This is a genomic window from Pseudomonas brassicacearum, assembly GCF_003732175.1.
GTDB lineage: Bacteria > Pseudomonadota > Gammaproteobacteria > Pseudomonadales > Pseudomonadaceae > Aquipseudomonas > Aquipseudomonas brassicacearum_G.
This window is the reverse complement of sequence record NZ_MOBI01000022.1, coordinates 245,917-263,674: the sequence shown is the minus strand read 5'-3', so window position 1 is coordinate 263,674 and position 17,758 is coordinate 245,917. Positions and strand designations below refer to the sequence as shown.

20 protein-coding genes and 1 pseudogene are annotated in these 17,758 nt (G+C 60.2%); 13 read left to right on the top strand and 8 right to left on the bottom strand.

What is annotated here, in order from left to right; translation table 11 throughout:
* Nucleotides 1-212 precede the first annotated feature (212 nt).
* The 3 genes and pseudogenes from rhtA to BK658_RS21850 form a co-directional block, all read left to right on the top strand.
* Complete coding sequence (gene rhtA / locus BK658_RS21860; protein WP_123584121.1) at nt 213-1,100, top strand: threonine/homoserine exporter RhtA; 888 nt, start codon at nt 213-215, stop codon at nt 1,098-1,100.
* Between the two features lie 167 nt (nt 1,101-1,267).
* Nucleotides 1,268-1,549, top strand: coding sequence for a hypothetical protein (locus BK658_RS21855; protein WP_123584120.1), 282 nt, complete (start codon nt 1,268-1,270; stop codon nt 1,547-1,549).
* Nucleotides 1,550-1,570: 21 nt separating this feature from the next.
* Nucleotides 1,571-1,726 (top strand): annotated as a pseudogene (locus BK658_RS21850) (DsbA family protein); the annotation flags it as partial.
* Here the strand turns inward: BK658_RS21850 and BK658_RS21845 are convergent.
* Entirely contained in the window at nt 1,723-2,721 is a 999-nt protein-coding gene (locus BK658_RS21845) for a zinc-dependent alcohol dehydrogenase family protein (RefSeq protein ID WP_123584119.1), read from the bottom strand. The pseudogene BK658_RS21850 and the gene BK658_RS21845 sit on opposite strands and share 4 nt — an antisense overlap.
* A 114-nt stretch (nt 2,722-2,835) precedes the next feature.
* Here BK658_RS21845 and BK658_RS21840 point away from each other — a divergent pair, with 114 nt between their 5' ends.
* Entirely contained in the window at nt 2,836-3,750 is a 915-nt protein-coding gene (locus BK658_RS21840) for a LysR family transcriptional regulator (protein WP_123584118.1), read from the top strand.
* 15 nt (nt 3,751-3,765) lie between these two features.
* On the opposite strand, the gene BK658_RS21835 is transcribed toward BK658_RS21840, so the two are convergent.
* From BK658_RS21835 to BK658_RS21820, 4 genes are all read right to left on the bottom strand, one after another.
* Nucleotides 3,766-5,574: an aminopeptidase P family protein gene (locus BK658_RS21835; RefSeq protein ID WP_123584117.1), complete on the bottom strand. Its 1,809-nt coding sequence runs from the start codon at nt 5,572-5,574 to the stop codon at nt 3,766-3,768.
* A 58-nt stretch (nt 5,575-5,632) separates the two neighbouring features.
* Nucleotides 5,633-6,802: a cysteine desulfurase family protein gene (locus BK658_RS21830; protein ID WP_123584116.1), complete on the bottom strand. Its 1,170-nt coding sequence runs from the start codon at nt 6,800-6,802 to the stop codon at nt 5,633-5,635.
* Nucleotides 6,803-6,997: 195 nt separating this feature from the next.
* Nucleotides 6,998-7,612: a LysE family translocator gene (locus BK658_RS21825; RefSeq protein WP_123584115.1), complete on the bottom strand. Its 615-nt coding sequence runs from the start codon at nt 7,610-7,612 to the stop codon at nt 6,998-7,000.
* A 99-nt stretch (nt 7,613-7,711) separates the two neighbouring features.
* Nucleotides 7,712-7,981 (bottom strand): hypothetical protein, encoded by a 270-nt coding sequence (locus tag BK658_RS21820; RefSeq protein ID WP_123584114.1) that lies wholly within the window; start codon nt 7,979-7,981, stop codon nt 7,712-7,714.
* Between the two features lie 286 nt (nt 7,982-8,267).
* Here BK658_RS21820 and BK658_RS21815 point away from each other — a divergent pair, with 286 nt between their 5' ends.
* From BK658_RS21815 to BK658_RS21775, 9 genes are all read left to right on the top strand, one after another.
* Nucleotides 8,268-8,726: a VOC family protein gene (locus tag BK658_RS21815; RefSeq protein WP_123584113.1), complete on the top strand. Its 459-nt coding sequence runs from the start codon at nt 8,268-8,270 to the stop codon at nt 8,724-8,726.
* 298 nt (nt 8,727-9,024) lie between these two features.
* A complete protein-coding gene (locus tag BK658_RS21810) occupies nt 9,025-10,236 on the top strand; it encodes a PepSY-associated TM helix domain-containing protein (protein ID WP_123584112.1) in 1,212 nt (403 codons plus the stop codon).
* Nucleotides 10,233-10,775: a thiamine pyrophosphate-binding protein gene (locus tag BK658_RS21805; protein WP_123584111.1), complete on the top strand. Its 543-nt coding sequence runs from the start codon at nt 10,233-10,235 to the stop codon at nt 10,773-10,775. Before BK658_RS21810 ends, BK658_RS21805 begins: the two co-directional genes overlap by 4 nt.
* On the top strand, nt 10,772-11,104 hold the full coding sequence (locus tag BK658_RS21800; protein ID WP_123584110.1) for a hypothetical protein: 333 nt from the start codon (nt 10,772-10,774) through the stop codon (nt 11,102-11,104). Before BK658_RS21805 ends, BK658_RS21800 begins: the two co-directional genes overlap by 4 nt.
* Complete coding sequence (locus BK658_RS21795; RefSeq protein ID WP_123584109.1) at nt 11,101-11,676, top strand: DUF6162 family protein; 576 nt, start codon at nt 11,101-11,103, stop codon at nt 11,674-11,676. Before BK658_RS21800 ends, BK658_RS21795 begins: the two co-directional genes overlap by 4 nt.
* Before the next feature lie 34 nt (nt 11,677-11,710).
* Nucleotides 11,711-12,649 carry a metal ABC transporter substrate-binding protein gene (locus BK658_RS21790; RefSeq protein ID WP_123584108.1) on the top strand — a complete coding sequence of 313 codons (939 nt, stop codon included), beginning with the start codon at nt 11,711-11,713 and terminating at the stop codon, nt 12,647-12,649.
* Entirely contained in the window at nt 12,646-13,398 is a 753-nt protein-coding gene (locus BK658_RS21785; protein WP_123584107.1) for a metal ABC transporter ATP-binding protein, read from the top strand. Before BK658_RS21790 ends, BK658_RS21785 begins: the two co-directional genes overlap by 4 nt.
* Nucleotides 13,398-14,297 (top strand): metal ABC transporter permease, encoded by a 900-nt coding sequence (locus tag BK658_RS21780; protein ID WP_123584106.1) that lies wholly within the window; start codon nt 13,398-13,400, stop codon nt 14,295-14,297. Before BK658_RS21785 ends, BK658_RS21780 begins: the two co-directional genes overlap by 1 nt.
* Entirely contained in the window at nt 14,298-15,269 is a 972-nt protein-coding gene (locus BK658_RS21775; protein WP_123584105.1) for a metal ABC transporter substrate-binding protein, read from the top strand.
* Nucleotides 15,270-15,391: 122 nt separating this feature from the next.
* Here the strand turns inward: BK658_RS21775 and BK658_RS21770 are convergent, their stop codons facing one another.
* The 3 genes from BK658_RS21770 to BK658_RS21760 form a co-directional block, all read right to left on the bottom strand.
* Entirely contained in the window at nt 15,392-15,607 is a 216-nt protein-coding gene (locus BK658_RS21770; RefSeq protein ID WP_123584104.1) for an MbtH family protein, read from the bottom strand.
* Between the two features lie 81 nt (nt 15,608-15,688).
* Nucleotides 15,689-17,101: an aspartate aminotransferase family protein gene (locus BK658_RS21765; RefSeq protein ID WP_123584103.1), complete on the bottom strand. Its 1,413-nt coding sequence runs from the start codon at nt 17,099-17,101 to the stop codon at nt 15,689-15,691.
* Between the two features lie 143 nt (nt 17,102-17,244).
* Nucleotides 17,245-17,730 carry a GNAT family N-acetyltransferase gene (locus tag BK658_RS21760; protein ID WP_123584102.1) on the bottom strand — a complete coding sequence of 162 codons (486 nt, stop codon included), beginning with the start codon at nt 17,728-17,730 and terminating at the stop codon, nt 17,245-17,247.
* Nucleotides 17,731-17,758 lie beyond the last annotated feature (28 nt).

The window sequence follows — 17,758 nt, the reverse complement described above, 5'->3', positions numbered from 1 at the left end:
TGCGCCGGAAGTGGGGCGAATTATAGACTTCCAGAATCTGCCGTCAACACCTAATTTGGTTTTTCTATCAGAAATCGGAAAACCGTACTCATTACGGCCTATATATAGAGGCGCCAACAAAGAATGCGCAGTATATTGCTCAAAGCCTAGTAGCTAAGCATGATATGCCAGCCGTACACTCTCTCGCCTCTCACTTCGGACGATGCCACGCAATGAATGACCAGCCCCGCAGCCTCGCATCGACTCTGTTCCCGGTTGGCCTGCTATTAATAGCCATGGCGTCGATCCAGTCTGGAGCCTCCCTGGCAAAAAGCATGTTCCCTATAGTCGGGGCGCAAGGGACGACCACCCTGCGACTGATTTTCGCCAGCGTGATCATGTTGCTGCTACTGCGCCCCTGGAATGCCAGGCTCACTGCCAAGTCCTTACGCACCGTCATCGTCTACGGCATGGCGCTGGGCGGCATGAACTTCCTCTTCTATATGTCCCTCAGGACTGTCCCACTCGGAATTGCCGTTGCTCTGGAGTTCACGGGCCCGCTAGCAGTGGCAATTTATGCCTCACGCAAGGCGATCGACTTTCTGTGGATCGGCCTGGCCATCGTCGGTTTGTTACTGCTTATACCTACAGACGCAACAAACACGAGCATCGACCTCATAGGTGCCGGTTATGCTCTCGGCGCCGGGATATGTTGGGCTATGTACATTCTGTTCGGTCAGAAAGCCGGGGCAGATAACGGCGTCCAGACCGCCGCGCTGGGCGTCATGATTGCAGCACTCTTCGTTGCGCCTATTGGCATCGTCCATGCCGGAGCCGCATTGCTCACACCGTCACTGATCCCCGTCGCTATTGGCGTAGCCGTTCTGTCCACTGCCCTTCCGTATACCCTTGAGATGATTGCCCTCACCCGAATGCCGGCGCGAACCTTCGGCACACTGATGAGCATCGAGCCCGCATTCGGCGCATTGTCCGGGCTGCTGTTTCTGCACGAATACTTGTCCCTGGCACAGTGGATGGCCATCACTTGCATCATTCTGGCGTCCGTAGGCGCGACCATGACCATGCGCAGTGAGCCCAAGCCGTTGGTAGCAGTAGATTGATACGCGCTTTTACGAAGGTCTGGTATTTACCGCTCAATTGAGCCATGTTTAGCCACAACTCAATGTCAGACATGGACTTTTTCGGATAGGGATATCACTAACGATAAAAACGAAAGCGCATGCTGCCAGACTCGGGCACCAGACCCGAGACCGTAATAGGGATTGGAATGAAACGATTTTTGGTATTGCTTGTTGTACTGGCCATTGCGGGTTGCGCTGCGACCTCCAGGACTGAGGTCAAACGCGGAAAAAAAGGCCTGCACATTAACTGCTCAGGTCTCTCTTCTTCCTGGGACAAATGCTATACCAGCGCGGCCAACTCATGCGGGCCCAATGGCTACAAGGTGCTCGCCAAATCCGGAGACGCCGTGGAGGACCCGGGTGACTACCCGTTTGGCCTCAACCCTGCCGGCTATACCAGCCGCAGCATGATCGTCATCTGCAAGTAACCAGGTGCGCCCTTATTCAGCGCCTTGACCACCGATGAGGAAGTCAAGGCCGCACTCAAGAACAAAACCGAGCAGGCGATCCAGCGGGGGGTGATCGGTGCGCCGAGCATGTTTATCGATAACGAATTGTTCTTCGATCAGCATCGTCTGGACTTTGTCCGCGAGGCCTTGGGCTAGATCTCGATAACCAGTCGGCCCTGCGCCTCACCCGAGGCTTGCAGGTCATAGGCTGCCTCGGCGGTCTGCAACGTGAACCGCCGGGGATCGAGCAAAGGCTTCAACAAGCCTGCTTCAATCAACTTCGCGGCTTCGCCGAGTATCTGCCCTTGACGCTCGCGACCTCTGCCGGTCAGCAAAGGCAGCAACGTGAAGACTCCCGAGTAACTCGCCGCCCGAAACGACAATGGCGCCAGACTGTGCTGCCCCCAACCGAGACAGCTCAACACGTGCCCCTGATAAATGCGCACAGCCTTGAACGACGCATCCAACGTCTCGCCTCCGACCGTGTCATAAACGATATCAAAACCCTCCCCCGCCGTATGTTGCTCTACATACTGTTCAACCGATTGTTGGCGGTAGTCGATAAAGGTCGCACCGAGGCTTTCGATAATCGCCTGATGCCTCGCCGACCCCGTGGCAAATACCTCGGCACCGAATGCCCGAGCCAACTGCACCGCCACATGCCCAACGCCACCAGCGCCACCCTGAATCAATACCTTGTGATCCGTCTGAACCCGGGCGCGATCCAGCAAGCCTTCCCACGCGGTGATCAATACCAACGGCAGCGCTGCCGCCTCAGTCATGCTCAGATTGATCGGTTTGCGCGCCAGCAACCGCGCATCAACAGCGGCGAATTGCGCCAGTGAGCCTTGCTGACCGCCAATCCCGGTCGCCATGCCATACACCTGATCGCCGACCTGCCAATCGCTGACCCCGGCACCGAGCGCTTCGACAATCCCTGCCAGATCCATCCCCAACACTGCCGGTAATGGCTGACGGGCGTGAGCTGCCTCCCCGGCGCGGATTTTCCCATCCAATGGATTCAGCCCACTGGCGATGATTCTGACCAACACCTGTCCCGCTTCAGGCACGGGCTTAGGGATAGACGCCAAACGAAGCGGTGCATTGGCCGAGTCGACGATCAGGGCGAGCATTTCAAGTGAGTCAGTCATTTCGCAATCTCATGTCAGTGGAGAGTTGCGTTGATCATCCGCCCGCCCACTCATGCCGATAAGACGCTATATAGCTATAGTGACCATGCCTATTTGGAATCAATGAGAAAGCCCTTGGACAAACTCAATGCAATGGCGGTTTTCGTAAGAGTAGTCGAGCGCGGCAGTTTCTCTGCTGTCGCTCGGGAACTGCAGACCAGCCAACCGACTATCAGCAAAATCCTCCGGGCACTGGAAACAGAGCTTGGAGGCAAGCTGATTGCTCGCAGCACCCGCCAGCTTTCGCTGACCGACGAAGGTCAGCGTTACTACAACGAATGCCGACAGATTCTTGCGGCGGTCGACGCGGCCGAACACAGCTTTCAGTCCGGACGGGAAGTGGTCGCAGGGCCTTTGCGAGTGGGCTCCTCCGTCAGTTTCGGACGATTACAGATTGCTGCGCGACTGCCGGTTTTCCTTGAGCGCTATCCGCACGTAGAAATAGATTTACAGCTCAGCGATCAGAATCAGGACCTGGTCAGCGAAGGCCTGGACGTCACGTTACGCATTGGCGAATTGAGTGATAGCGGTTTGATCGCCCGTCAGATTGGCACCACCCATCGAGTCACCGTCGCCAGTCCCGGCTACCTGGCTCGCCGTGGCCGACCACACACACCGGAAGAACTGAGCCGGCATAACTGCCTGCTGTTCAACCTGCTGAGCAGCCAGAATCAGTGGATCTACGAAAAAAACGCTCAGCGCCACAGCGTGCGGATCAAAGGCAACGCCCAGAGCAACAGTTCGGAGGCCATACGCGAGATGGTGTTGGGCGGGCTGGGTATTGCGCTGTCGCCGGTGTGGTTGTTCAGCGAGGACTTGAAGGCCGGTCGGGTGATCGCGATCTTGCAGGACTACCGCGCACAACCGTTGCCGATCCATGCGGTGTCCCCGGCCAATCGTCGCCAATCGGCCAGGGTCAAGGCATTCGTCGATTACATGAGCGAAGTGCTCGCCCACGCACCCGAGCTTGCGCCGCCGTCCGAAGACTGACGGCGCAACACCGACTCAGATCGCGGCGGTTCGGGTGTTCAGCCACGCCAGCGCAGCACCGTCAAGCAAAGGGCTCAAACGTTCACGAACTTGCGCGTGGTAAGCGTTAAGCCACTCGCGCTCGTCCTGAGTCAGCAACGAAGGCTCCAGGCAACGGGTGTCGATCGGACACAAGGTCAGGGTTTCGAACTTGAGGAACTCGCCAAATTCGCTGCTGCCTGCCTCGCGATTCAACACCAGGTTCTCGATCCGCACGCCCCAGCGACCTGGACGATAAGTGCCCGGCTCGATCGAGGTGATCATCCCCGGCTGCATCGCGGTTTGCGGCGCCGGTGCGGCTTGGTAGGCAATCACTTGCGGGCCTTCGTGAACGTTCAGGAAGTAACCGACGCCATGCCCGGTGCCGTGGCCATAGTCGACGCCTTCAGCCCAGATCGGCGCACGCGCGATGGCGTCGAGCAACGGCGAAAGAATGCCACGCGGGAACTGCGCACGGGACAAGGCAATCACACCCTTGAGTACGCGCGTACAGTCGCGTTTCTGCTCGATGGTCGGCGTGCCCACCGGCACCATCCGCGTAATGTCGGTGGTACCGCCAAGGTACTGGCCGCCGGAGTCGATCAGCAACAGGCCGTCGCCTTCGATCAACGCGTGTTCTTCTTCGGTCGCGTGGTAATGCGGCATCGCACCGTTGGCGTTGAAGGCTGCAATTGTATTGAAGCTCAGCGACACATACCCCGGACGACGGGTACGGGCAGCGGTCAGGTGTTCGTCGATGGTCAGTTCGGTGATATGTTCACGACCTAGGGCGCTGTCGAGCCAGGTAAAGAACTCGCAGAGCGCCGCGCCGTCCTGCTCCATGGCCTGACGGATGTGTTCGGCATCGGCGAGACTTTTCTGCGACTTGGCGAGGGTGGTCGGGTTCAGACCTTCAATCAGCTTCACGCCGCTGCCGAGGTTATTCAGCAAACCGCTAGTCACCCGTGCTGGATCGACTTGCAGGCTGGCGCCATTTGGCACGGCAGCCAGCGCCGAGGCCACTTCGCTATAGTCGCGCAGGGTGACGCCGTCCTGTTCGAGAATCGCGCGCAATGGCGCATCGACCTTGCTCAGCGCGACAAACAAGGTTGCCTGCTGCTGACCGATCAGGGCGAAGGACACGAATACCGGGTTGAACGACACATCACCGCCGCGCAGGTTGAACAGCCAGGCGATGTCGTCGAGGGTGGCGATAAAGTGCCAATCGGCACCGCGCGCTTTCAGGCTTTCACGCAGCTTGGCGAGTTTCTCGCCACGGCTGACGGTGGCCTGCGGCGGCAAGTGCTGATAGATCGGTTGATTCGGCAGGCTCGGGCGGTCGCTCCAGACCTCATTCAACAGATCGATATCGGTGCGCAGCCGTGCGCCACGCTCCTCAAGCTTGCTGCTCAGTGAACGTGCCGACGCCACGGCCATCACCGCACCGTCGACGGCGACCACGCCCCCTTCCGGTGTTTGCTCGGCCAGCCAGTCCAGCGGGCCGGGTTGGCCTGGCTGCAGTTTTACCAACTCGATGCCGCTGCCCTTGAGCTCCTTGGTTGCCTGTTCCCAGTAGCGACTGTCGGCCCAAACGCCAGCGAAGTCCTGGGTGACAATCAACGTGCCGACCGAGCCATGAAAGCCCGACAACCATTGCCGCCCTTGCCAATAACCCGGCAGGTATTCCGACAAATGCGGGTCGGCTGACGGCACCAGCAAGGCGTGGATGCCCTCCCGGCTCATCAGCTCACGGGTGTGCGCCAGGCGCTGAGGAACCGTTCCATGGGTCAAAGGCTGCGTACTCATCATGTCTCCTGCTAACCACTTTAATTTTGTTATAGGGCGCTGACTTTTGGTCTGCGCATCAGGATTGGGCGGTAGCCCAGAACGCCGGTGCACTGGCGGTTGCTGCTTTAATCAATTGCGCGGCCTGATCGATGTCCTGCTCGGTGGTGAAACGCCCAAGACTCAAGCGAATGGTCCGACCCGCTGTCCGCACGTCGTGCCCCAGGGCCAGCAGCACATGGGACGGCGCATTGCTCGCGGAGTTGCAGGCCGACGTCGCCGAAAAGGCGATCGAAGCACTCAAGGCCTGGGAATTGAACTCGCCCTCACTGAAGGTCAGGCTCAGGGTATGGGGAATGCGTTGGGTCGGGCTGCCGTTCAAGCGTAGACCGGTAATGCCGCTGAGTTGCTCAAGCAAGCGCTCGCGCAAGCAGGCGATAGTCGCCGCTTCTTCGGCAAAGTGCGCCGCCGCCAGCGCAAAGGCTGCGCCCATGGCTGCGATCTGATGCGTGGCCAGGGTTCCGGAGCGTAAACCGCCTTCGTGCCCGCCGCCATGGATCTGCGCCTGCAAGCGCTGCTGGGCACGCGGGCCGACGTAGAGCGCACCAATCCCCTTGGGACCGTAAATCTTGTGCGCGGAAAACGACATCAGGTCCACCGGCCATTGGGCCAGATCAATCGCTACCTTGCCCGCACCCTGCGCAGCGTCAACGTGAAACAACGCACCGTGCTCACGCACCCGCTGACCGATGGCCGGGATGTCGTTGACAGTACCGAGCTCGTTGTTGACCAGCATCAGCGACACCAGAAAGGTGTCTTCGCGCAACGCCTCGCTGACCGCTTGCGCAGTGATCAGGCCTTCGGCATCCGGCAGCAGATAAGTCACCGCGACCCCGGCATCCTGCAATTGCCTGGCGGTATCGAGAATCGCCTTGTGCTCGATCTGGCTGGTGATGATATGCCCGCCGGACTGGCCGCGAGCCTGGGCCACGCCTTTGAGGGCGAGGTTGTTGGATTCGGTGGCGCCGGAAGTCCAGACGATCTGCGGCGCTTGCGCGCCCACCAGGTCGGCGACTTGCTGGCGTGCCTGCTCGACCGAACGCCTGGCCTGCTGGCCATAGGCGTGGGAACTGGAAGCCGGATTGCCGAAGTTACCGCTGAACCCCAGGCAGTCGACCATCACCTGAATGACCCGCTCATCCACCGGTGTGGTGGCGGCGTAATCAAAATACAAAGGACGTTTATTCATAAAAAGACTCGCAGAGCTTGTTCCGGGATCAGGTGTATTCGCTGAAAGCGCCGCACTGGAGGTGGTGTGAAAACTGCGGGAAATCAGCAATACCTGATCGGATGCCGTTAAAGAAGTACGACTTCATTTCAAAGTGCGTAGGAACGCTCCTGAAGTCGAGCTTAACAGGCATCGGACACCGGGTTGAAGCGCAAGTCAGCTAAAGCTCTCGTGCAGCATCGGATACAGCGAAGCGACCAGCAGCAGGGCCATGCCCCAGTTGAACACCCGCAACCAGCGCCGATCACGCAGGACATTGCGCAACAGGCTGCCGCAAGCCGCCCAGACACTGACGCTCGGCAGGTTGATGATGGCGAATACCGCAGCGATGACGATCACATTGGTGAAATAGCCCTGCAGCGGTGTGTAGGTGCTGATGGCACCAATCGCCATGATCCAGGCCTTGGGGTTGACCCACTGAAACGCCGCCGCGCCCCAGTAGCTGATGGGCTTGGTGTGACCTTGTTCGGCTTCGGAGACAGGACCCGAATGGGCGATTTTCCACGCCAGGTACAGCAGATAAGCCGCGCCGACATAGCGCAGCACGCTGTACAGCGCAGGATAGGTTTGAAACACCGCGCCCAGGCCAAAACCGACGGCGAGCACAAGGACGAAGAAGCCGCAGCTGATGCCGAGCATATGAGGGATGGAACGGTTGAAACCGAAATTGACGCCCGAGGCCAGCAACATCGTGTTGTTGGGGCCGGGGGTGATCGAGGTCACCAGGGCGAACAAGGGAAAACCCAGCAGTAAATCCAGCGAGAGTGTCATGGGAGGCGATTCCATCAGGGTCGGTCAGGTATTGACCCTATCGCAGCCCACACGTGAAACCCACGGACAGTTACGTGAAACTTCGAGCGGTACAGTCACTTAGCTGGCGTGGCCGTGAAGAGCCACAGCGCGCTCGGCGTTCATCTCGCCATGCTGGTCGTAACCGAACGTCTTCTGCGGCTGGCCGAGCAGTTCGGCTTTTTTGGCCTGGTATTCATCAAACGACAAACCGCGACGATTCAGGGCTTCCATCGCCAGCTCTTGGGTTTCTTCGGCGGTGTACGGGCGCAATTCGGGAGCAGGATGACTGGCGCAACCGGCGAGCACCGAGGCAACCAACAACAATGAGGTGGCGAGTAAATGGTTCATGGAGAGGCTTCCTGCGGGTGGTCTTGAGCAATGAACACAGGCTACTCCCGCCCCTTGAGCGACAAAAATCATCGCTCTCGATAGTCGCTATCGACCGTTTCGAGACTTGCTGCCGTTTGGTACGGGCCATCGAAACAAACCGCCGGTTCATCGTTGATGGCGCAACAGTGGCGATGCTGCAACCCGTCGGCCATTCGGTTGCCTTGATGGGGCTGACCTATAGTCAATCGACCGGAAACCGGCGAAGGACTTGCAACATCCACCCACAAGAATATGGAGAACGGTCATGAGCGTTAAACCCATTCCCGAGGGTTATCACAGCGTCACACCCTACCTGGGAATCCAGAAGTCAGCCGAGGCAATCGACTTTTACAAAAAAGCCTTTGGCGCCACGGAAGTCATGCGTCTGGCAATGCCCGACGGCAGCATCGGCCATGCCGAACTGCGCATTGGCGACTGCGCCATCATGCTCGGTACACCGTGCGATCAAGGTCCGCTGAGCAACCCCGACAAATCACCGTCCGTGGGTTTGCATTTGTATGTCGAGGATGTGGACAAAAGCTACGCCCAGGCAATCAAGGCGGGTGGCACCGTGGTTTCGGAAGTGAAAGATCAGTTCTACGGCGACCGCTCGGGCACCTTGAAGGACCCCTTCGGCCATGTGTGGTTCCTATCGTCGCGCAAGGAAAACCTGACTCAGGCGCAGATTGAAGAGCGCGCAAAAGACATGTTCAAGCAGCAATAACCCGCTCCCCCGTAGGAGCTACCGCAGGCTGCGATCTTTTGATCTTTGACGTCGGCGTGTCTGCGGCAAAGATCGCAGCCTTCGGTAGCACCTACGGCCGCGTGTGTCGTTCAAAATCCCCCTGAATACGCATAAGAAACATTTTCTTTCATTTGTCCCTTCGGGATTTTCAATTCTCATTCGTCTTAATTAGATGCAGCAGGCCGCGCAGGCAAAAGCTCCGGCCCGCCTTTCATCGCCCAGGATGCGGCGCCGCCCGCCCCTGTCGCTCCATTCCTTGAGTTCAAGACCTTTATTCATGTCGAAGAAGTCCCGTTCAAAACTCTGGTTTCTGGTGCACAGCTGGCTGGCCTTGCCCATCTGGTTCTTTGTGTTGATTGTGTGTGTCACCGGCACCCTGGCGGTGGTCAGCCAGGAAATCGTCTGGCTGGCCAACCCGGAAACTCGCGCCAGCAAACCCTCCGATGACGCCCGACTGCTCAGCTATGACCAGGTGATCGCGGCCATCAAGAAGGCCGAACCACGGACCATCGTCGAATCCGTCAGCCGCCCCGACGAGTCGCATTTTGCCCTCGACGTACAAGTCAGCTACCCCGATGGCCGTTCGGTCGTGGTGTATGTGAACCCGTACACCGGCCTGATCCAGGGCATCAGCCCGTCATTCGATTTCAAGGGCTTCACCCGCGCCTTGCACGGTTGGTGGCTGGTGCCATTCACCAACGGCTATAGCTGGGGCTGGTACCTGGTGTCATTCCTCGGTTTGCCGCTGCTGGCGTCACTGGTGACCGGGTTGGTGGTGTACAAAAAATTCTGGAAGGGCTTTCTCAAACCGACGTTGCGGATCCGTCACGGCGCACGGATTTTCTGGGGCGACTTTCACCGATTGAGCGGCATCTGGTCGATCTGGTTTATCGCGGTGATCTCCATCACCGGTACCTGGTTCCTGATTCAGGCGCTGCTTTTCGATAATCAAATCTCCATTTCCAGTGAGCCGGTGCTGCCGGTAGTCGCTCGTGAAAGCGTGCCACTGTCGAGCAGCGCCGCACCGGTCAAGACAATTAGCCTGGATGAAGCGGTCGGTATCGCCATGCAAAAGATTCCGGGACTGGAGGTGAGTTTCGTCAGCATGCCCGGCAATGCCTACAGCCATCTGGCCGTGGGCGGGCGTGGCTGGTATCCGTTGATGTTCCAGACGGCACAAATCAACCCATTCAACGGCGAGGTCGCAGCCACGCGACTGCTGTCGGACAGAACCGCTCTGGAGTTTGTCACCGAGTCCATGCGGCCCTTGCATACCGGTGACTTTGGCGGGATCTGGATCAAGCTGATCTGGTTCTTCTTCGGCCTGATCCTCAGCCTGATGGTCCTCAGCGGCCTGCTGATCTGGACCAAACGCACGGCACTGGCCACCGCCAATGCCCTGAAACGCCGCGATAAGGCCCCACGCGCGGCAGCAACGAGCGCCCCGATTACGGTCATGAACCTCGACACCCCGGAGGGCAACCTGTGAACCAGGCCAACGTCACGCCCCAACCTTCGCGCCTGAGCGGGTTTTGGCATGCCTGGCGCTTCCACCTCAACATCCTGTTGCTGCTGGTACCGCTGGGCTTCATGCCCAAGTACTTCGCCGATGCCGCGTTATTTCGTGGTGACAGCGGCTTGGGCGAACGCGAAATCGGCGAGGTTCAGGTCGGTCCCTGGAGCCTGCAACTGGCCGAACTGCGCAATGAAGCGCCGACCCTCGACGGGCCGGCCGGCTACATGAAGAGTTTCAATGCGGCGCTTTGCGACAGCTGCCGCGAACAGGTCAAGGCGACCTACCTGCGGATCGGCAAACCTCGCAGCCTGCGCACTGCCGGCGTGATCTTCTTCGGTACGCCATATCGCATGGGCGCCATGGTGCCGGTGCCCCCAAAGACCCCGGCCGACGCCGACCTCTGGATCACCATGGAAGGCTGGGACGGCAGCTTGCATCAGGCGGCAATACCGCTGAGCCAGGCATCCCCGGCCACCCTCACCTGGCTGAACAAACAAGGAGGCAATCCATGATCAACGCCTTATCCCCAAACCGTGCAAGCCTGCTACTGCTGCTGAGCCTGGGTTTCAGTGCCGCGGCGCAGGCCCACAACCCGATGTGCGAATGCAAGGCCATCGACGCCGAACAGATCCGCTGCACCGGCGGTTTCTCCGACGGCAGCGGCGCGCCGGGGGTGACCCTCGACGTGATCGGCTATGACGAAACCATCCTGGTGCCGGGCAAGCTGGGTACGGATTCGACCCTTACGTTCAAGAAACCCGGTGCCGAGTTCTACGTGTTGTTCGACGCCGGCCCCGGCCACGTGGTCGAGATCGACCAAGCGGATATCGAAGCCCCATGAGTACGCCCACCACACAGTGTGTCCGCCCGGCCGGTGCCGGCCATGAAACCCTTTATGTGCTGCTGTTGTGCCTGGTGATCCTGCTGGTTGCCGGTTCAGTGGTCGCCTGGCACGGGGAATCAAAGGAAGTCAGCAGCGTCGGCGCCCATCAGCTGGATGCGCGGCGCGACCTCAGCGCCGCCGAGCAAGGTATTTACGCCGACTTGCGGGTGACCCTCGACGAAATCCAGCTGCTGCGTGAAGAACAGCAGGCCCTGCCCACCCCACAAGTCCTCGCCGAAGAAGGTTTTGCACCGTTCGCCCAGGACGCCAGCGCGGTCAGCCGTGGCGGCCACGTCTGGCAGTTGCTGGAAACCAACAGCTACTTCGGCCTGAGCCAGACGCCCTCCGTGGCTGGCTCGTTTCTGCTGCGCCTGAACACTGAAAACGCTGCCGCGCCGGACATCTGGCTCAACCGCAACAGCACCCTCGTCGCCCCGACAGACCTTGCCGACACAACGCTGATCGGTGCCGGCTGGCAACAGATCGTCGCGCAATTCGATGCCGGCGTGACCCGCCAGCATCGGCACTGACTTCCCGCATTCATCCGAGAGAAGACTGCTTCCAATGCCTATTTCATCTCTACGTCGACGTTTTCTGCAACTGCCGCGACTCCTGCTGATCGGCCTGCTGGCCTTGTTTATCGCCCCCTTGGCCAGCGCCGATCAGGCCAAGCGTCTGCGCATCGGCATTACCCTGCACCCGTATTACAGCTACGTAGCGAATATTGTCGGCGACAAGGCCGAGGTGGTGCCGCTGATTCCGGCTGGCTTCAACCCGCACGCCTACGAACCTCGCGCCGAAGACATCAAGCGCATCGGCAGCCTCGATGTGATCGTGCTCAACGGCGTCGGGCATGACGACTTCGCCGACCGCATGATCGCCGCCAGCGAAACGCCAAACATCAAGGTGATCGAGGCCAACGAAAACGTACCGTTGCTGGCCGCCACCGGCGTTGCCGCGCGCGGTGCAGGCAAAGTGGTGAACCCGCACACCTTCCTGTCGATCAGTGCGTCCATTGCCCAGGTCAACAACATCGCCCGTGAACTCGGCAAGCTCGACCCGGACAACGCCAGGACCTACACGCAGAACGCCCGCGCCTACGGCAAGCGCCTGCGGCAGATGCGCGCCGATGCCCTGGCCAAACTGACCAAGGCACCGAATGCCGACCTGCGGGTGGCCACGGTTCACGCCGCGTATGACTACCTGCTGCGCGAGTTTGGCCTGGAAGTCACCGCGGTGGTCGAGCCGGCTCATGGCATCGAACCCAGCCCCAGCCAGCTGAAGAAGACCATTGATCAATTGCGCGAGCTGGACGTGAAAGTGATTTTCTCGGAGATGGACTTTCCCTCGACCTACGTCGAGACCATCCAGCGCGAATCGGGAGTGAAGCTCTACCCGCTGTCGCACATTTCCTACGGCGACTACAGCGCCGACAAGTACGAAAAGGAAATGACCGGCAACCTCGATACCGTGGTGCGGGCAATTCAGGAGGCTGGAGCATGACCGTCTTGCACGGCATGACCGCGCAGCGCATCGGTCCGACCCTCGACTTCGCCGACGTCAGCCTGACCCTCGGCCGGACGACGATCCTCGACAACGTGAGCTTCCAGGTGCAACCCGCCAGCGTGCATGCACTGGTCGGCCCCAATGGCGGCGGCAAGAGCTCGCTGATCAAGACCCTGCTCGGGCAAATGCCCCATCAGGGACGCTTGAGCCTGCACTGGCCGGGCGAACCCGGAACCATCGGCTATGTGCCCCAAGCCCTGGAATTCGATCGCGGTTTGCCGATGACCGTCGACGACTTCATGGCTGCCATGTGCCAACGACGCCCGGCATTTCTCGGTATCAGCCGGCATTACGCGGCCGCCATCGGCGAGGCGCTGGAGCGGGTCGGCATGCAGGACAAACGCAAGCGCCGGATGGGCGCGCTGTCCGGTGGCGAGCGTCAGCGCGTGTTGTTGGCGCAAGGGTTGATCCCGGCGCCTCAGTTGCTGGTGCTCGACGAACCGATGTCGGCCCTCGATGAAGCCGGCATTCAGGTGTTCGAACGACTGCTGGGCGACTGGCGCCAGGCCGGGATCACTGTGCTGTGGATCGAGCACGATCTGGAAGCGGTTGGCCGTCTTGCCGACCGCGTCACCGGTCTCAATCGCCGACTGCTGTTCGACGCCACGCCAAAGCAGGCACTGACCCCGGAGCGCTTGTTGACGCTGTTCTCCACTCACCCACGAACCAACGGGAGCGCCGCCTGATGAGTTACGAAGCCTTTCGATTGATGGTTCAGGGCTGGGCCTCTTCTGGCTACCTGCCCGAAGCGCTGGCCTATGGTTTTGTGGTCAACGCGCTACTTGCCGGACTGCTGATCGGCCCGGTGCTGGGTGGTTTGGGCACGCTGGTGGTGGTCAAGCGCTTCGCGTTTTTCTCCGAAGCGGTCGGGCACGCGGCGTTGACTGGCGTGGCCATCGGCATTCTGCTCGGCGAACCCTACACCGGACCTTACGGCAGCCTGTTCGGCTACTGCCTGCTGTTCGGCATTGTGCTCAACTACTTGCGCAACCGCACCGGCCTGGCGCCGGACACCTTGATCGGCGTATTTCTTTCGGTGTCGTTGGCCCTCGGCGCCAGCCTGCTGTTGATTCTGGCCGGCAAGATCAACGTGCACATTCTGGAAAACGTGCTGTTCGGCTCGGTGCTGACGGTCAACGGCAATGACCTGCTGGTGCTGGCCATCGTCGGTTCGCTGGTGATGGGCCTGAGCCTGCCGCTGTACAACCGCATCATGCTGGCCAGCTTCAATCCACAATTGGCCGCTGTGCGCGGCGTTGCGGTGAAAACCCTCGACTACCTGTTCGTGGTGCTGGTGACGCTGATCACCGTGGCGGCAGTGAAAGTCATTGGCGCGATTCTGGTCGGCGCCCTGCTGGTGATTCCGGCAGCGGCGGCGCGGCTGTTGAGCCAATCGTTGCAAGGCTTCTTCTGGTGTTCGGTGCTGATCGCCACCGTCAGTACCTTGTGCGGAATCCTCGCGCCGATTCTCTTCGACCTGCCGATCCCGTCCGGTGCCGCGATCATTCTGGTGGCCGGTATCGCCTTCGCCCTCGCCGCCTTCGCCCGGGGCGTCGTCCCCAGTCTGAAAGGGAATCTCGGATAAATGTCTTTTTCATTGCATCAACTGACCCTGGCCGTGGCCCTTTGCGGCCTGGCAAACACCCACGCATTCGCCACCGACCGCTTCGAACCGATGCGGATGGTGGCCAATCACGGCGTCGGCAACACTGCGCTGTTCGCTGCGAAATCTGCTCATCCCGTACGAGTGCTGGCCTCACTGCCCATCACCTATGGCTTGGCCAGCAGCCTGCTCGAAGGCACCGATGTGGAACTCGAACGCGCGGCGCCGGCCAATTTGCCCGGCACCCGGCAGACCGCCTATTTCACCGGGCGCGGCGCCCCGGAGCTGGCCAGATTGGCGAGCGACGCCGACGCGGTGATCGGTCTGCGTTCACTGTGGCCCGACGACCCGCTGTACCCCAACGCCCGCCGCAGCAATATCCGCATCATCGAAATCGACGCCGCACGCCCGGTGGACGGCGCGCTGCCGGGTGTGGCTTTACAGCCAGGCAAGGTCGACGACCTCGGCAGTCAACCGTGGATGGCCAGCAACAACATGGGCCGCATGGCCGATGTGATGGCCGCCGACCTGGTGCGCCTGGCCCCCGAAGCCAAGCAGACGATCGAGGCCAACCTTGCCGCCCTGAAACAGCGCCTGCTCAAGCTCAGCGCCGACAGCGAAGCGCGGCTCGCTGAAGCCGACAACCTCAGCGTGGTCAGCTTGAGCGAGCACTTTGGCTATTTGATCAGCGGGCTCAACCTTGAACTGATCGGCCTCGATGCGCGTGCGGACAACGAGTGGACGCCTGAAGCGTTGAAGCAACTCGGCGCCAAGCTCAAGGACAATCAGGTGGCCGTGGTGCTGCATCATCGTCAGCCATCGGAGGCGCTCAAGGCCACTATTCAGTCTGCCGGCAGCCAGTTGCTGGTGCTGGAAAGCGACAGCGCCGATCCGCTGGCCGAGCTTTCAAACCACATCGATCAAGTGCTCGACGCACTGCATCAGAAGTCCTGAATCCGCACTCTAAAAAGATCGCAGCCTTCGGCAGCTCCTACGCGAAATCCGCGAATCATCTGTAGGAGCTGCTGAAGGCTGCGATCTTTTGATGTTGCTACTGGTCTGGTCCTGAAACAGCTTTATGCCTGTTCAGCCATTTTCTGACGCAGGCTCAGAGGACGCATGTCGGTCCAGACCTCTTCGATGTAGGCCAGGCATTCCTTCTTCATGCCGCTTTTGCCCACCGTGCGCCAGCCTTCTGGCACGGCCTTGTAGTCTGGCCAGATCGAGTATTGCTCTTCGTGGTTGACCACTACCTGGAAGAGGATGTCCTCGCGGTCGAATACTGAAGTCATGGTGTGTCTCCATCGCTATAGGGTGGACGGCGCCGCACACGCCGCCGTGGTGTAGAAGAAACGTATCGAACGCTGAAAAAATTAGAGGCTTGCGACGGCTGCGCTCAGCGCTCTACCAAAAATTTCCGCCACACAGTCGACTTCTGCAGCGCTGATCACCAGCGGTGGCAGGAAACGCATCACACAGCCGTGTCGTCCGCCAAGCTCCAGAATCAACCCACGCTTGAGGCATTCGCGTTGAACCAGCGGCGCCAATTGGCCGAACGCCGGTGGATGGCCTTGTATGTCTGGTTCCCCGGCCGGGTTGACCAGTTCAACGCCGAGCATCAGGCCACGACCACGGATGTCACCCAATTGCGGGAAATCGCGTTGCAGCATTCGCAGGTGTTCGGCCAGGCGTTCGCCCATGGCGACGGCGTGTTCGGCGACGTTGTGTTCGGTCAGGTAACGCATCACCGCTGAACCGGCGGCCATCGCCATCTGGTTGCCACGGAAGGTTCCGGCATGGGCGCCCGGCAGCCAGCTGTCGAGCCACTCGCGATACACCACCACCGCCAGCGGCAAGCTGCCGCCGATGGCCTTGGACATCACCACCACGTCCGGAATGATCCCGGCGTGTTCAAAGGCAAACATCTTTCCGGTGCGGGCAAAACCGCTCTGGACTTCATCGACGATCAGGGCCACCCCGGCCTGTTCGGTAATCCGCCGCAAGCCGCGCAGCCAGTCGAGGTCGGCCGGGATCACCCCGCCCTCGCCTTGCACGACTTCGACGATTACCGCGGCGGGCAATTGCACACCAGCCTCCGGGTCGTTCAACAGGTTTTCCAGGTAATGCAGGTTGACCTTCACCCCTTCAGCACCGCCGAGCCCGAACGGGCAGCGATAATCGTAAGGGAACGGCATGAACTGCACGCCACTGCCGAGCAACGCACCCAAGGGCTTTTTCGGCCCCAGGCTACCCATCAGACTCAACGCACCCTGGCTCATGCCGTGATAACCACCCTGGAACGACAACACGGTGCTGCGCCCGGTAGCGGTGCGCACCAGTTTCAGCGCCGCTTCGACGGCATCGGTGCCGGTGGGGCCGCAGAACTGGATTTTCGCTTCGCGTGCCAGAGCCGGTGGCAGCAGACCGAACAGGTCCTGGACAAACTGATCCTTGACCGGCGTGGTCAGGTCCAGGGTGTGCAGCGGCAGCTCATCGGCCAGTACCTGCTGGATCGCCTCGATCACCACCGGGTGGTTGTGCCCCAGCGCCAGGGTGCCAGCACCGGCGAGGCAGTCGATGAAACGGCGGCCTTCAACGTCTTCGACATAAATACCCCTGGCGCGTTTCAGCGCCAGCGGGATACGTCGTGGATAACTGCGGGCATTGGATTCCTGACGACTCTGACGGGCCAGCAGCGGTGATTCATGGAACTGATAAAGCACCTCGACCGGTGCCGGGCTGACTGCAGCCGGCTGATCGTTGACAAGGCTGGTAGCGACTGACATTTCTCGACCCCTCAATACGCTGATGATAGCGACCAAAACTGCACACCCGGCAGGTGCGCACTCCGGTTCGGACGCGCACGTACGGGTTTTCCTGTTCTGGAAACGCATCAGCGCCTCAAGGATTTACACCCTCGGGCGGCTTTCTATGAGAGTGCTGTCAGCATCTTGTTCATGGGGACCGCCGTAAGCCCGGCAACACTGAAGGTTTCAGCGCAGCGTCGGTATCCAAGGTGCTGAAAAAATTCTTCGCTGGTTCCGGTGCTGTTGAGTCGCGCCTGACTGAAACCATGCTCGATCAACCAGCTTTCGAGCCCCAGTATCAACGCTTGCCCGGCACCCCGGCGAAACCATTCCGGCAGCACGTAACAAAACCCGACCTTGCCGCTGACGGCCGCCATGGCCACTCCAATCGGCTTGTCGTCCAGCAATGCGAGGTTCAGGTACAGACGTGGATCGGCTAGCCAGGGCTGCACATGTTCAACCGTTTTGTTGTGGGTCCAGGCCGCGACAACTTTCGGGTCATTGCGGTGATCCCCTGCGCACCCGACCTTGATCGAGCGTTCGACGATCCGGCTGATAATCCCCGCATCCGCGGGGCCGGCCTTGCAAATGTGTATGGGTGCATCCATGGCGCTATCACCTCAATCCATTGAGTCA

What these genes read in the sequence shown, in the direction of transcription:
- BK658_RS21785 (WP_123584107.1), top strand. Translation starts at nt 12,646, where the DNA reads ATGACCGTCTTGCACGGCATGACCGCGCAGCGCATCGGTCCGACCCTC.
- BK658_RS21825 (WP_123584115.1), bottom strand. Translation starts at nt 7,612, where the DNA reads ATGACACTCTCGCTGGATTTACTGCTGGGTTTTCCCTTGTTCGCCCTG.
- BK658_RS21810 (WP_123584112.1), top strand. Translation starts at nt 9,025, where the DNA reads ATGTCGAAGAAGTCCCGTTCAAAACTCTGGTTTCTGGTGCACAGCTGG.
- BK658_RS21775 (WP_123584105.1), top strand. Translation starts at nt 14,298, where the DNA reads ATGTCTTTTTCATTGCATCAACTGACCCTGGCCGTGGCCCTTTGCGGC.
- BK658_RS21780 (WP_123584106.1), top strand. Translation starts at nt 13,398, where the DNA reads ATGAGTTACGAAGCCTTTCGATTGATGGTTCAGGGCTGGGCCTCTTCT.
- BK658_RS21800 (WP_123584110.1), top strand. Translation starts at nt 10,772, where the DNA reads ATGATCAACGCCTTATCCCCAAACCGTGCAAGCCTGCTACTGCTGCTG.
- rhtA (WP_123584121.1), top strand. Translation starts at nt 213, where the DNA reads ATGAATGACCAGCCCCGCAGCCTCGCATCGACTCTGTTCCCGGTTGGC.
- BK658_RS21835 (WP_123584117.1), bottom strand. Translation starts at nt 5,574, where the DNA reads ATGAGTACGCAGCCTTTGACCCATGGAACGGTTCCTCAGCGCCTGGCG.
- BK658_RS21830 (WP_123584116.1), bottom strand. Translation starts at nt 6,802, where the DNA reads ATGAATAAACGTCCTTTGTATTTTGATTACGCCGCCACCACACCGGTG.
- BK658_RS21790 (WP_123584108.1), top strand. Translation starts at nt 11,711, where the DNA reads ATGCCTATTTCATCTCTACGTCGACGTTTTCTGCAACTGCCGCGACTC.
- BK658_RS21820 (WP_123584114.1), bottom strand. Translation starts at nt 7,981, where the DNA reads ATGAACCATTTACTCGCCACCTCATTGTTGTTGGTTGCCTCGGTGCTC.
- BK658_RS21770 (WP_123584104.1), bottom strand. Translation starts at nt 15,607, where the DNA reads ATGACTTCAGTATTCGACCGCGAGGACATCCTCTTCCAGGTAGTGGTC.
- BK658_RS21795 (WP_123584109.1), top strand. Translation starts at nt 11,101, where the DNA reads ATGAGTACGCCCACCACACAGTGTGTCCGCCCGGCCGGTGCCGGCCAT.
- BK658_RS21760 (WP_123584102.1), bottom strand. Translation starts at nt 17,730, where the DNA reads ATGGATGCACCCATACACATTTGCAAGGCCGGCCCCGCGGATGCGGGG.
- BK658_RS21855 (WP_123584120.1), top strand. Translation starts at nt 1,268, where the DNA reads ATGAAACGATTTTTGGTATTGCTTGTTGTACTGGCCATTGCGGGTTGC.
- BK658_RS21845 (WP_123584119.1), bottom strand. Translation starts at nt 2,721, where the DNA reads ATGACTGACTCACTTGAAATGCTCGCCCTGATCGTCGACTCGGCCAAT.
- BK658_RS21815 (WP_123584113.1), top strand. Translation starts at nt 8,268, where the DNA reads ATGAGCGTTAAACCCATTCCCGAGGGTTATCACAGCGTCACACCCTAC.
- BK658_RS21765 (WP_123584103.1), bottom strand. Translation starts at nt 17,101, where the DNA reads ATGTCAGTCGCTACCAGCCTTGTCAACGATCAGCCGGCTGCAGTCAGC.